7 protein-coding genes and 2 pseudogenes are annotated in these 13,414 nt (G+C 44.3%); 8 read left to right on the top strand and 1 reads right to left on the bottom strand.

Annotated features, from left to right (window positions below):
- Positions 1 to 62: 62 nt before the first annotated feature.
- The 3 genes and pseudogenes from ACJJIW_RS00665 (at position 63) to ACJJIW_RS00655 (ending at position 3,364) form a co-directional block, all read left to right on the top strand.
- Positions 63 to 668, top strand: coding sequence for a 3'-5' exonuclease (locus tag ACJJIW_RS00665; protein ID WP_216646256.1), 606 nt, complete (start codon positions 63 to 65; stop codon positions 666 to 668).
- A gap of 447 nt (positions 669 to 1,115) precedes the next feature.
- A pseudogene (locus ACJJIW_RS00660) lies at positions 1,116 to 2,321 on the top strand (IS256 family transposase).
- 102 nt (positions 2,322 to 2,423) lie between these two features.
- A pseudogene (locus tag ACJJIW_RS00655) lies at positions 2,424 to 3,364 on the top strand (IS1595 family transposase).
- Positions 3,365 to 3,421: 57 nt separating this feature from the next.
- Here the strand turns inward: ACJJIW_RS00655 and ACJJIW_RS00650 are convergent.
- Positions 3,422 to 4,165, bottom strand: coding sequence for a transglutaminase-like domain-containing protein (locus ACJJIW_RS00650; protein ID WP_152454492.1), 744 nt, complete (start codon positions 4,163 to 4,165; stop codon positions 3,422 to 3,424).
- 516 nt (positions 4,166 to 4,681) lie between these two features.
- Here ACJJIW_RS00650 and ACJJIW_RS00645 point away from each other — a divergent pair.
- The 5 genes from ACJJIW_RS00645 to ACJJIW_RS00625 all read left to right on the top strand — a co-directional run bounded on the left by ACJJIW_RS00645 (position 4,682) and on the right by ACJJIW_RS00625 (position 12,074).
- The gene (locus tag ACJJIW_RS00645) at positions 4,682 to 5,083 is read left to right on the top strand and encodes a hypothetical protein (RefSeq protein ID WP_282933837.1); all 402 of its coding nucleotides are present in this window, start codon (positions 4,682 to 4,684) and stop codon (positions 5,081 to 5,083) included.
- A 75-nt stretch (positions 5,084 to 5,158) separates the two neighbouring features.
- Entirely contained in the window at positions 5,159 to 6,490 is a 1,332-nt protein-coding gene (locus tag ACJJIW_RS00640) for a TolC family protein (RefSeq protein WP_152454491.1), read from the top strand.
- Between the two features lie 14 nt (positions 6,491 to 6,504).
- Positions 6,505 to 7,854 carry an efflux RND transporter periplasmic adaptor subunit gene (locus ACJJIW_RS00635; protein ID WP_152456399.1) on the top strand — a complete coding sequence of 450 codons (1,350 nt, stop codon included), beginning with the start codon at positions 6,505 to 6,507 and terminating at the stop codon, positions 7,852 to 7,854.
- Between the two features lie 13 nt (positions 7,855 to 7,867).
- The gene (locus ACJJIW_RS00630; protein WP_152454490.1) at positions 7,868 to 10,999 is read left to right on the top strand and encodes an efflux RND transporter permease subunit; all 3,132 of its coding nucleotides are present in this window, start codon (positions 7,868 to 7,870) and stop codon (positions 10,997 to 10,999) included.
- Positions 11,000 to 11,456: 457 nt separating this feature from the next.
- Positions 11,457 to 12,074: a cation efflux transmembrane domain-containing protein gene (locus ACJJIW_RS00625; RefSeq protein WP_253868658.1), complete on the top strand. Its 618-nt coding sequence runs from the start codon at positions 11,457 to 11,459 to the stop codon at positions 12,072 to 12,074.
- The last annotated feature ends 1,340 nt before the right edge of the window (positions 12,075 to 13,414 follow it).

Raw genomic sequence — 13,414 nt, 5'->3', positions numbered from 1 at the left:
ATGACGGGCTCGTTCTAAATATCTCACTCTGTTTATATGTATATTATAATTTTCGTATACTAATGGGATTTTTTTCATTTTTAAAAAATACTATAGGGTTTAGCATGGTTTTTCAGAATTGCTTCAATGGTATTAAGCACCTGCTGATTGTAGATCTTGAGGCAACTTGTTGGAATGATCGCCCACTATCTGTTGGGGTAATGGAGGTCATTGAATTCGGACTTGTACTGACTACTTTGGATGGTGAAATCTTAGCTAGTCATAGTCAATTTGTTAGACCAATGATTAATCCGAAACTTAGTAAGTTTTGCAGTGAACTTACAGGTATCAAAAATAGCATGGTGGCTAGTGCGCCTGATTTCAGAGAAAGCACGAGTCTCCTTAACTTATGGTTATCTCATTATGAGTATCAAGCCTGGGCTAGCTGGGGGGAATACGATTGGAAGCAGATCAAAGTAGAGCTGATACGGCACGGTTGCGCGCCAGATTTTTTTGCTAAACCGCATATCAACCTGAAAGCAGTATGGCAAGAAAAGACAGGTAAGAAGCGTCGTTCAGGACTTGGATCTGCTCTACAGTCTCTCGGTATTGTCTTTGAAGGTCAGCAGCATCGCGGTGTGGATGATGCACGTAATATTTCGAGAATACTTCCTTACTTGACTATTTAAAAAATGTATCGTTGGTTTGATGCGAATAGGTGATGTACTTATTATAAATATAATTTTGATTGTATGAGAGGCTTAACCTCTGCCTTTCATGTCATAGAAATTTGTCTCATTTATTCATAGATGGCTATTGTATTTTATGACTCTTAATCTTTTATTGCGGGAAGATCAAGAGTACTCGATTTAATATTGTTTAGATACTCCGCTTTGATTGGTTGTTGATATGAAAGTTAAATTATTTTATATGATTATGTAATCCTGGGTTTGTTCAAAAAGATTGTTTTATATTTTCTGGGACTCATTATAGATATCGTATCTAAAGGAAATGATACCCACCATATCTCCTATAGTGGCAGTTAAGTTACATATTTAGATCTCAGACTAGAGCTAGAGGGGTAGTGTTCAGAATTCTGTGTCATTTCTTTACTATTAGCAAAAAAGAGATGACCCATGACCAAACCTACTTTCGATATGGATGCCGCCGTCAAAGCCTTATGCGAGGGTAAAGACCTCAATGGCAAAGATGGCATCCTCACCCCTCTGATCAAACAACTCACTGAAGCTGCCATGAAAGCGGAGCTGGAAGAGCACCTCGCCAGCGAGGATAAGCCCAACCGCAAGAATGGCACCACCTCAAAAACTATGAAAAGCCCCGCTGGCAGCTTCGAGCTGCAGGCGCCGCGGGATCGTGCCGGCACCTTCGAGCCTCAAATCGTCAAGAAGCATCAAACTCAGCTTACCGACGAACTGGAACGCAAGATTACCGCCCTGTTTGCCCTGGGTAACAGCTATCAGGACATCCGCACACATATTGCCGATATCTACGGAATGGAGCTTTCCAACGGCACCATCAATGCCGTTACTGACAAGCTGCTGCCTGAACTACAAGCTTGGCGTGAGCGCGACCTGGAGGCTGTCTATCCTATTGTCTGGCTCGATGCTATCCATTACAAAATCAAGGAAAACGGTCGTTATGCCAGCAAGGCCATTTACACGATTCTTGGCCTCAATATCGAAGGCAAGAAGGAGTTATTGGGGCTCTACCTATCCGATCAAGAAGGCGCACATCATTGGCTGAGTGTTCTGACCGATCTCCACAACCGTGGGGTCAAAGATATCCTCATTGCTTGTGTTGATGGCCTGCAGGGTTTCCCTGAGGCCATAGAGAGCATCTACCCTAAGACCGAGATCCAGCACTGCATCATCCATCAGATCCGCAACTCACTAAAGTATGTAGCTTCAAAGAATCAATAGGCCTTTATGGCCGATCTCAAATGCATCTACAAGGCGGCAACGCTCAATGCCGCCGAGCACGCTTTGGACGAGCTGGAGACCAAGTGGGGTGACAAATATCCAATGGTGATTAAGTCCTGGCGGGGTAAATGGCCGACTCTCTCGGCCTACTTTAAATACCCGGAATACGTCCGCACACCGATCTACACTACGAATGCGGTGGAGGCTGTACACAGGCAGTTCCGCAAGTTGACCAAGACCAAGGGCGGCTTCGCCAATGAGAATAGCTTACTGAAGCTTCTCTATGCCGGTATACTAAAAGCCTCCGAACGCTGGACGCACCCAATTCAAAATTGGAATCTGACACTATCACAGCTGACGATCCACTTCCCAGATCGACTGGAGAAATACATCAGCCTATGAGGCTATTTGGCTGACACAGAGTTTCCTAATTACCACCCTTGCTAAGTCACATGTAACTGTATATAAATACAGCTATCATGTTGATCTGTAAGGGAATACACCATGGCTCGCAACAAGGTACAGTTCCAGAAGGGTATTAGTTTGACCCAATTCCTTAAAGCTTATGGTACAGAAGAGCAGTGCTTCGATGCTCTCTGTCAATGGCGTTGGCCAAATGGCTTCTGTTGCCCTCACTGCGGACATGACAAACATTGCAACCTCGCTTACCGCAAGCTCAAGCAATGTAACCGGTGTCGACGTCAGACATCGATTACTTCTCGTACGATATTTGACTCCACCAAACTGCCCCTTACTACTTGGTTTCTCGGTATCTTTCTGATTACCCAGGATAAGAAGGGTATTTCCTCTATGGAGCTGGCTCGTCATCTGGGTCTCTCTTACAACGCTGCCTGGCGTATGAAGCAGAAACTCATGCAGGTGATGATGGAGCGGGACCAACAGTACAAGCTATCCGGTTTTATTGAATTGGATGATGCCTATCTCGGTGGTGAACATACTGGATGCAAGCCGGGGCGCGGAGCTAAGGGTAAAACTCCCTTTGTGGCTGCCGTTGAAACTACCAAAGATAGACGTCCTACTCGTATCAAGCTCTCTATTATCAAGGGCTTCAGGAGCAGTGAGATTTCTACCTGGAGCAAAAAGCATCTTTGCAGCGGTAGCATGGTTATCTCAGATGGCCTTGCATGCTTCAATGCTGTCACAGAGGCTAATTGTGTACATGACAAGATTGTTTGTGGTGGTGGTCGAGCTTCTGTTGAAGAGCCTGAGTTCTATTGGGTGAATACGGTACTCGGCAATCTAAAAAGTGCACTGCGTAGTACCTACCATGCGATTAGGCCGAAATATGCGCAGCGATATTTGGCAGAATTTCAATATCGATTTAATCGACGGTTCGACTTATCAGCACTCATTCCAAGACTTTTTTTTTCTCTCTTCGGACACCTCCAATGCCGGAAAGACTGCTGAAAATTGGCTTAGTATAGGTGGTAATTAGGCAGAGTTTTGAACACCCTCGCTAGAGGTGGTATCGCTATACTTTATCAGCTTAATTCTAAGGTATTACATTTACCTAAGCCCTTTGCTCGAATCCGTTTAACATTGATATTTATTAAATGACGGATCACGAAGCGAAATAGTAATTTCTTAATGCCAGTTAAATTACTTCCATAGAGCAGATAAAAATCATCAGGTTGCGTATAAACTCCGAAATCGTCTGCGATACCTTCTTTCTGTATAAATGTATCTTTATCCTCCCAGTCAATGGGTGGGTTTTGTAGGCATTTTGTGGCAATACCATAGCCTTTAAACTCAGAGCATTGATTACGGAACCCTTCTTGGACTTTGTTCAGGTATGGGCGGTCGATAATATATCCTTCAAGGTTGATCCACCTATCATTTGAATATACTTCAACCCAGCTGTGGATAATTCGTTCAGGTACGATATAGAATAGATAACTAGGTATGGCACCTTTCTGAAGGTCTTTAAAAATAGTAAATCCATGAATGCGTGTAGGAATGCCAACAGCGCGAAGCAAAGCCATTAGCAATGTTCCTTTAGTGTTACATTGTCCGTACCCGTCTTTCAGTACCCTGCTAGCCGGAATACGATCATCACTATTGTAACCAAATAAAATATCATCACGAACAAACTTATAGATGGCACCAATGGCGTCATACTGAGATAGCTTACGCCATTTCTTATTTTCAATTAACATCTGAATGGTTTTATTCTCAAAGTCAAGCATAGGGGTTTCTGATAAGTATTCACGAGTAAGTGTCTTCATTCATTTGTTCTCCAAGGTAAGTTATAATGTGGGCTTATTTAAACTCTGCCCTCTCGTATAATTGAATAAACCTCCTAAGACTTCACGAAAGCTCTCTTATCAAAATCATTCCTAAATGAATGTCGCATAGACTTTTATTTGGGCTGCTTATTCAAAGTTAATCCCCCACTTTCATGCAAGGTTAACGGTTCCTGAAAGAATTTTAATCTACTTAATGAATTTAACATTAGTATTATGATCTCGCATCCCGATTACTTGAAGAATATAGCCCTTTTAAAGCTCTACCTTTCCAACCCAAATTCCGTGGACTATGGGACCGATAGACTCCTTACTAGTGTAAGTGTCGTTAACTGTAAATTGACCTCTTCTAGAGGCTGACTCCTCACTTGGAGAGAAGGTGTGACCAAATAGCCACTTTGGGGTTAATGATAACTTTAGGGCAGTGAGTTAAGTTGAGGTGTCTGAATTTACTTGCTAGAATCCCATTCAGTAGATTCTGGTCTCTTTGTAACTTTTATGAATGTAGTTCGACTATCATTTCTATTAATTGTGCTTATGGTCTTTCAGACCGCAGGTGCATTCTATGATAGCCATGAAGAAGTTCAGGAGGTAACGAATCACCTGTCTCTACATCATGATGAAGATCTGCCCGGCAATTTACCGTTTCAACCGGACAGCTCCCCTTCTGATTTAAGCTTACAGATCCCCTCCAGCGGGGATGAGGCTGATCAATCTTCGTTTCTTCTGGATTTATGTAATCACTGCTGTCATTGCCATGGAAGTACCTTTACCGCCCTGGTAGGTCAATCATTACTCTCTATTCTGAGCGGAATCGTTAATTATCGAGAATTCGGCAATACACGTGTTCCCAGTGGTTATTTTACCCCTCTACTCCGCCCACCTATAACCCAAGTCTGATTGCTCTAATGCCGCGCGAGTAAGGAGAGCTACAAGGCCCCCTTGCGCAATTAAAAACTGACTTGGGAGATACCCATGGATTTTTACTGCACGCTCACTGAGAGTGTGATTCGTCGTCGTGCCATATTCCAGTTGATGGTGGCGATAATGTATTTAGCTGCGCAATCAGTATCCGCGCAGGAGGGGGATTTACTGACATTACCAGATGCGATTGAGCTGACGCTCGCACAGAATCCGGAGCTTGCGGTATTCCCATTACAGAGAAGAGGTCTAGATGGTGCTGAAGAGACTGCAGCACTGCGGCCTGCGTTAAGCCTAGGAGGTGAGGCTCAATACAAGAACTTTGGTGATGGTGGCTCCAATAATGCGCCAGATCCCGAGGATGATGCCGACAATGAGCTTGAGTTGACGGTAACTTTATCCTCCGTAATTGAGCTAGGAGATAAACGTAGAGCTCGAATAGATGTAGTCAATGCCCAGCGTAATTTACTGATCGCGGATGAGCAAGCTAAGGCGCTAGATCTTCTGGCAGAAGTTATCCGTCGCTATGCTCAGGTTCTTGCTGCCCAGGAATTAGCTGTATTGGCTAGGGAGAAGGTATTACTCGCACGTGAAACGCTAAGCGCTGTCAGCGCCAGAGTCAGCGCTGCTGCTAGCCCGGTTTCTGAACGCCTACGAGCGGAGTCCGCCCTGACAAAAGCAAGCCTCGCTAAGCAGACGGATGAGAGCATGCTAGTGTACTACAGGCATGCCCTATCGGCTCTGTGGGGACAGCCGAGTATAGATTATCGAGTAGACTCCAGTGAGCTCTATCGTTTTGAGCCCGGCGCTAGTTTTGAGGAACTTTATGCGCGTGCGCAGGAAAACCCAGCTATAGCGCGCTTTGCTTCCGAAGAGCGACTGAGTGCTTCACAGCTTCGTCTCACCCAGTCCAACTCAAAGCCTGATGTTGGATGGTTTGCAGGTCTTCTCGTGAATCGGGCTGTTGACGAAACTACAGCTTTAGCTGGTTTCGAAGTTCCACTCTTTACCGCAAAACGCAATCGTGGTGCCGAGCTAACAGCAATGACTGAATTGGATGAGGTTATGCTCCGTCGTGAGGCGGCATTACTACAACTTTATCCTCAGCTATTTCTTGCCGTAACCGGTCGCGAACAGGCCCTGGCTACTGTCTCCAGTTTGCAGGATTCTGTAATCCCTAAGCTTCGCGAGGCATTGACTGAAGTAGATCGTGCCTATCGTCGTGGCCGGAGTTCTTATCTTGACTTAATTGTTGCTCGGGAAGAGTTGCTCGATGCTGAACGTGCACGAATCGAAGCAGCGCGGTCTGTACTTCTTTTCGGCGCTGAGATTGAGCAGCTTACAGCAGGGCCTTTAGGTTCCGAGAGTGTAGGAAGCGGAAAATAATTTTGGATTTAGATATGAGCAGATTAAGTAAAGTAATTCGCCTGGCAATATTATCCATACTCCTCATTTTCTCTGGATTTTGGATTGCAAGCCTGGGTCATGCAAATGGTGGTCATGATGAACATGTTAAGCAAGATGAAGAGCTGGGCTCCAATGATAGCCATGATGAGCATGATGAACAGGAAGGGAAACAATTCTCTAGTCATGGACATAGTGATAACCATGGCGGACATGATGAGCATCAGGAGGAAAAGGGCCCCAATGGTGGCCGTTTACTGACTGAGGGGGATCTAACGGCCGAGTTGCTTATTTATGAAAGTGGTGTAAAGCCAGAGTTTCGAGCCTGGATTTCTCTTAATGGTAAACCTTTAGAGAATGCTCGTGTTTCCGTAGAGCTTGAAAGACTTGGTGGAAAAGTGGATCAAATACCCTTTGCCTGGGAGGATAGTGTTGGGTATTACCGCGGTGAAGGCGTAGTAAAGGAACCTCACTCTTTTGATGTTGCCGTTTCTGTTTTTTACAACGGCGAGCGCACAAGTTGGGATTATGAGTCCCATGAAGGTCGAGTGCAGATCTCTGAACAAATGGCAAAAAAGGCAGGCATTAAAACTGCAATTGCTGCTCCAGGTATAATTAAAGAAAGCGTTACCTTATATGGTAAAACTGCGATAGATCATCGTAACCTCAGTCATGTGCGTGCACGTTACCCAGGAACCGTAATCACTGTTAAAAAAACGCTTGGCGATTTGGTAGCGAAAGGGGAAGAGCTTGCTTCTATCGAATCCAATGACAGCTTGCAAATTTATCCATTGGTCGCTCCTATTAGCGGTCAGATAATTGATAAGCAAGCCAGCCAAGGTGAATTCAGTGGCGAACGGGTGCTGTTTACCATAGCTAACTACGACCAGCTGTGGGCTGAGTTGCAAGTATTTCCGATGCGTCGCGATCAGATCAAATTAGGGCAACAGGTTTCAATTACAGCTGGTGAGCGTTCTTTTGAGTCAACTATCAGCAGCCTTGCTCCGAGCAGTAATGGTCAGCCCTTCGCGATTGCAAGAGCGGTGATTGAAAACCCCAATGAGCTCTGGACTACCGATCTAATGGTCCAAGGCCAAGTAGTAACCAATGAAAAATCTGTGCCTTTAGTGGTCGAGAATCGTGCACTACAACCTTTCCGCGATTGGACGGTGGTATTTATCAAAGTGGGAGAAACCTATGAAATTCGTCCACTAAAACTCGGCCGTAGCGACGGCACTGTAACCGAAGTGCTGAGTGGCCTCAATGAGGGTGATCGCTATGTCACCGAGAACAGCTACCTGATCAAAGCGGATATTGAAAAGTCCGGCGCTGCACATAGCCATTAAATGAGGCCAGAAGATGATTGAAAGTATACTGCGCTTCTCAATTGAGCGGCGCTACTTCGTACTGTCCCTGATCTTTGTATTGGTGGGCCTGGGGGTTTGGAGTTATCAGAGACTTCCAATTGATGCGGTTCCCGATATCACCAATGTTCAGGTACAGATTAATACCGAGGCTCCTGGTTATTCACCTTTAGAGGCGGAGCAGCGGATTACTTACACTGTGGAGGCGGCACTCGCCGGCTTGCCTAATTTAGAATATACCCGTTCGCTCTCTCGCTACGGTTTGTCCCAGGTCACTGTTGTTTTTAAAGAGGGTACAGATCTCTATTTTGCTCGGAACTTAATTAATAGCCGTCTCAGTAGTATTAAAAGTCATTTGCCTCCGGAGTTAGAGCCTGAAATGGGTCCCATTGCTACCGGACTCGGTGAGATTTTTATGTACACAGTGGAGGCTCTGCCTGGCGCCACCCAGCCCAATGGGCAGCCTTACGACGCCACTTCACTGAGGGAAATTCAAGATTGGATTATAAAACCGCAATTATCCTTAGTCCCCGGAGTTACTGAAGTTAATACCATCGGTGGCTATAACAAGCAGTATCACGTAACACCCGAACCTCGACAGATGCTTAACTTTGGCGTATCCATGGAAGATATCGCTCTAGCGCTGAGCCGCAATAACGAAAGTCGCGGCGCTGGTTACTTGGAGGGGAATGGACGGCAACTTCTGGTGCGTTCACCAGGGCAGTTGCGAAATATTGCCGAAATTGAGGATGTGGTAATTACCAGTCGCGCCGGGGTGCCGGTTAAAATTTCGGATGTAGCCGAAGTAGCTATTGGAAAAGAGCTTCGCACCGGTGCTGCCACTCGCGATGGTGAAGAGACCGTATTGGGCACAGCTATGATGCTGGTAGGGGAAAACTCCCGGGAGGTAGCTCGAAGTGTAGCGGAAGCCTTAAAGCGAATAAAATCAACCGTACCTGAAGGTATTAAGGTAGAGGCGGTTTATGATCGGACCACTCTGGTAGATAAAGCTATCGCTACAGTGCAAAAAAACCTTGTTGAGGGTGCGCTGCTGGTTATCGTGGTATTGTTCTTGTTGCTGGGAAATATTCGAGCCGCCTTTATTACTGCAGCGGTAATCCCGCTTTCCATGCTTGCCACCATTTTCGGCATGGTGCAAACGGGTGTTTCCGCCAATCTGATGAGTCTCGGAGCCCTTGACTTTGGCCTGATTGTCGATGGGGCCGTGATAATTGTGGAGAACGCGATTCGCCGACTTGCCGAAGCCCAGCATCGCAACGGAGGCAAGCTGCCCCTACAAGAGCGTTTGGAGCTAGTATTCCAAGCTACCAACGAAGTGATTCGCCCAAGTTTGTTTGGTGTTTTGATCATTACCGTGGTGTATATCCCTCTATTTTCGCTTACAGGTGTGGAAGGGAAGATGTTCCACCCCATGGCTGCCACTGTAGTGATGGCTTTACTCGCTGCACTGGTGCTTTCATTGACCGTTGTGCCTGCAGCAGTTGCTGTTTTCCTGACAGGTAAAATCAGTGAAAATGAAAACAAAGTTATTGTTGCGACCAAATCTTTATATAAACCACTGTTGATTGCTGCAATGAAAGTGCGCTGGTTAGTACTTTCTGGGGCTCTTGCATTAGTACTGTTCTGCAGCTGGCTTGCAACAACACTGGGTTCTGAATTTATTCCTCAGCTCAATGAGGGTGATATCGCTTTACACGCCCTGCGTATTCCTGGTACCGGTTTAGAGCAATCTGTAGAAATGCAAAGCTTGTTGGAGCAGCGTATTAAGGAGTTTCCTCAAGTAGATAAAGTATTCGCAAAAATTGGTACACCAGAAGTAGCAACAGACCCAATGCCGCCAAATGTAGCCGACAATTTTGTGATCCTGAAGCCCCGTGACCAATGGCCCGATCCGAAACTGCCCCAGGAACAATTGGTTGCTGAAATCGAAGAAGCTGTGCGTCAGTTACCGGGAAATAACTACGAGTTCACCCAACCAATCCAAATGCGCTTTAATGAACTAATTTCCGGCGTACGTGCAGACCTGGGTATTAAAGTATTCGGTGATGATCTGGATCAGCTGGTGGCTTCTTCAAATGAAATTCTCGGTGTGCTAAATGGAATTGAGGGTGTTGCTGATGCTCGTGTAGAACAAGTGGAGGGTCTACCGATTCTATCAATAGTGCCGAATCGAATCGCACTCGCCCGCTATGGAATAGATCTGCAAACCTTGCAAGATTTGGTTTCAGCGGCTATTGGAGGTGAAGAGGCTGGATTGATTTACGAAGGCGATCGCCGTTTTCATCTGGTAGTGCGTCTGCCGGAAGGCTTGCGACGAGACTATGAGAACCTTGGGGATTTACCTGTTCCGTTACCTACTGGTAGCCCATTGGGTAGCTATGTGCCCTTGTCAGAAGTTGCTAACTTGGAAATGACCCCTGCCCCCAACCAGATCAGCCGGGAAAATGGTAAGCGCCGTGTTGTGGTAACTGCCAACGTCCGCGACCGTGATTTGGGGTCCTTTGTTGAAGAGGCGAAGAGCCGTATTGATCAGCAGGTCTCTTTGCCTGCAGGTTACTGGCTAGTATACGGCGGCACTTTCGAGCAATTGGAATCCGCCAGTACTCGCCTCTCAATAGTGGTTCCACTGACACTATTGGTAATTCTGGGACTTCTGGTGATGGCCTTTGGTTCATTCAAGGATGCCTTAATTATTTTCAGTGGAGTACCCCTGGCGCTTACTGGAGGTGTCTTGTCCCTATGGTTGCGCGATATGCCTTTATCTATTTCTGCTGGAGTAGGATTTATTGCACTATCTGGTGTGGCGGTGTTAAACGGTTTGGTAATGCTCTCCTTCATCCGACAACTTCGTCAGCAAGGTGGTGAGTTGCTCACATCCATTATCGATGGTGCTATGATCCGCCTGCGTCCAGTATTGATGACTGCGTTGGTTGCAAGTCTCGGTTTTGTTCCTATGGCTTTGAATGTAGGTACTGGAGCAGAGGTTCAAAGACCACTAGCTACGGTGGTAATTGGAGGCATAATTTCTTCTACTCTCCTAACCTTGTTTGTACTGCCATTGCTTTATCGGATAGTGCATGGAAGAGAAGGTATATTGAAAATATAAACATAATTTATGATGCTCACCTTTGCTTATATTTAGGTAGGGGTGAGCAAAATTTTAATGAAAATATTTAAGTGTTTGTTGGTTCATTTTTGAGCATGAAAGAAATGGATGCGCTTGATATTTATATAAGATAAATAGAAAATAATAGATGTTTCTATTGCCTCAATGGAGTGACGGGTTTTTAGTGTGTAGGTTTAGTATGAGTTTACTGCTTGCAGATTTTTATTCTAGTTCAATGCCAACCTTTATAGGTCCTAAATTGAGTGGGCGGAAGTGCTGGTGCCCTTGATCTCTGATTTTAGTGAATTGTAATTTGACTTCTCATGAGGTTGACTAATAAATATGATCTGAATTTTTAAAGAAAGACAGGATCTAGCCTCGAGAGAGAATTTGAAGTAAGTAATTGTTGATGTTTAAAACATAAATATCCCTAAGTGGAGTTCTGTTTAGAGAGGGCATGAATATGTCTGAATGTGGTTGCGGTGTAGAGCAAGCAGATAAATTAGAGAGAAGCACTTTAATGGTGCTGCTAGTGATCAACGCAATTATGTTTGTGTTTGAATTAATTCTTGGATGGTTTGCTCAGTCAACAGGACTGATTGCTGACTCTCTAGATATGTTGGCTGATGCTGCTGTGTATGGGATCTCTTTATTTGTTGTAGGTAGAGGGGTTATATATCAAGCTAAGGCAGCTAATGTCAGTGGAATAATTCAAATTATATTGGGATTGTGGGTGTTGTATGAGGTTTGTAGGAGATCACTTTTTGGAAGCGAGCCAGAAAGTATACTAATGATATCAATAGGGGCCTCTGCCTTGTTAGCAAATGTTGTTTGCCTCCTAATAATATCAAAGTATAGGGAAGGGGGTGTACATATGAGAGCCGCTTGGATTTTTTCAGCCAATGATGTTGTCGCAAATTTAGGAGTGATTGTGTCAGGACTACTAGTGGCGGTAATCGATAGTCGTTTTCCTGATCTTGCTATAGGCTTAATAATTTCGGCTGTTGTCACTCGAGGTGGTTTTTTGATTCTTAAAGAGGCGAGGGAGTCCACTCGAAAAGCCAAAATATCCTAAGTGACCTTAAGGTTTTAATAGTATGAGTAATATCAACTTCTTAGTGGCTTGTCTAAAATAGTTTGTAGATCAATGGGAGTCTTACCTGAAGATGCTTGTCACTAATTTCTGAGAGCAAAAGATGCAATGATCCCTTAAGGTTTGAGTTGGCGAACTTATGAGTGCTTTTCTCTCATAGAGCAGTTTTGTGCATCCATTTTAATGCGTTATGACATGACGCACTTTTTTCACCTTTGACCTAGATGGTCTAGGCAGAAATTTTATTATTATATGCTGCCGAATATTCCCTTACAGCCTCCAAAGGATCTAGTCGAAGTATTGTTAGGTGTTGAATATCTTTCATTGGGGCATAAAAGCCTAAGAAGTCCTCAAGTGTTTTTTTTATAGCTCTAAATTTTTAGCCGACTGTAACTAAAAATTGATACGTACCTTCTGTTGAAAAGAATATTGAGCCGCGACATTAATGTCTACTAGGTGAGCTTCATGGCAAAGTATGGTGCAATGCTTTAGATCGGTGATTTGATCTATATCTCTTCAGTCTTAAAGCCGTATGGCAAATAATTGTCGAGCAGCTGTTTCATCGAGTTAGATGTTTCAGAAAGTTCTCTGTCGCTCATATTCTATAGGTAATATTGGTAATGATAACGATTTTCAATTAAGTGTGTGGTTCTGTGCCTGTAAAAATTTATACTCTTCATAACTTCCGGTCTAGTGGATACTTTTGGTGGGAAAGTTGAGTTTAATAATTTAACACTAAGTTAGGGTGAAGTATGGGGCTTAATTGGGAGGTGGCTCGGAGGTACTAGGAAGGTGTTCTGTTTCTTTTGATACTAAATATCGCCATTGCTAGATGAAATAAGAAAATGTTACGTAGATTGCGTGTGCCGTATGCTCTCTCATTTTGCAAAGTACTCCTAAAGTTAGCTAGAAATCAGATCTTATCTTCAGCCACATCTACGAGGTTTGGTATGCGCTTTATAATTGAAGCCGATTTTGTAGTGCTTCTTTAAGCTGGCCGGCAAAGATAATGTTTTTCAGTTCATCGGCGGATGTAGGTAAATCTATCCCTGGTGCTCAGCTTTCAGCATTTTTAGTTTGGTGGATGCTTCTAAAGTGCCTGCTGAATAGATATTTTCCCATGGTAATAAAATGTGTAAGCACGATTGGGTATTTCTGAGGGATGTCTAAAGCGGTATTCTGGTTTTTTGTGTGTTGAAAATGGCCATTGTTTCTGTGGTTTTAATTGTGCAATAGGGAATCTCGCAAAGATAATGTGGATAATTTTTTATTGATAGTTAAAAAATAAAGAGTAATAAATAGATTATTATGGATGGTTGTCA

The organism is Microbulbifer maximicatervae (SeqCode), from assembly GCF_052467815.1.
The sequence above is the reverse complement of the archived record's forward strand: the minus strand, read 5'-3'. Positions and strand labels throughout refer to the sequence as shown.

What these genes read in the sequence shown, in the direction of transcription:
- ACJJIW_RS00640 (WP_152454491.1), top strand. Translation starts at nt 5,159, where the DNA reads ATGGATTTTTACTGCACGCTCACTGAGAGTGTGATTCGTCGTCGTGCC.
- ACJJIW_RS00630 (WP_152454490.1), top strand. Translation starts at nt 7,868, where the DNA reads ATGATTGAAAGTATACTGCGCTTCTCAATTGAGCGGCGCTACTTCGTA.
- ACJJIW_RS00665 (WP_216646256.1), top strand. Translation starts at nt 63, where the DNA reads ATGGGATTTTTTTCATTTTTAAAAAATACTATAGGGTTTAGCATGGTT.
- ACJJIW_RS00645 (WP_282933837.1), top strand. Translation starts at nt 4,682, where the DNA reads ATGAATGTAGTTCGACTATCATTTCTATTAATTGTGCTTATGGTCTTT.
- ACJJIW_RS00625 (WP_253868658.1), top strand. Translation starts at nt 11,457, where the DNA reads ATGAATATGTCTGAATGTGGTTGCGGTGTAGAGCAAGCAGATAAATTA.
- ACJJIW_RS00650 (WP_152454492.1), bottom strand. Translation starts at nt 4,165, where the DNA reads ATGAAGACACTTACTCGTGAATACTTATCAGAAACCCCTATGCTTGAC.
- ACJJIW_RS00635 (WP_152456399.1), top strand. Translation starts at nt 6,505, where the DNA reads ATGAGCAGATTAAGTAAAGTAATTCGCCTGGCAATATTATCCATACTC.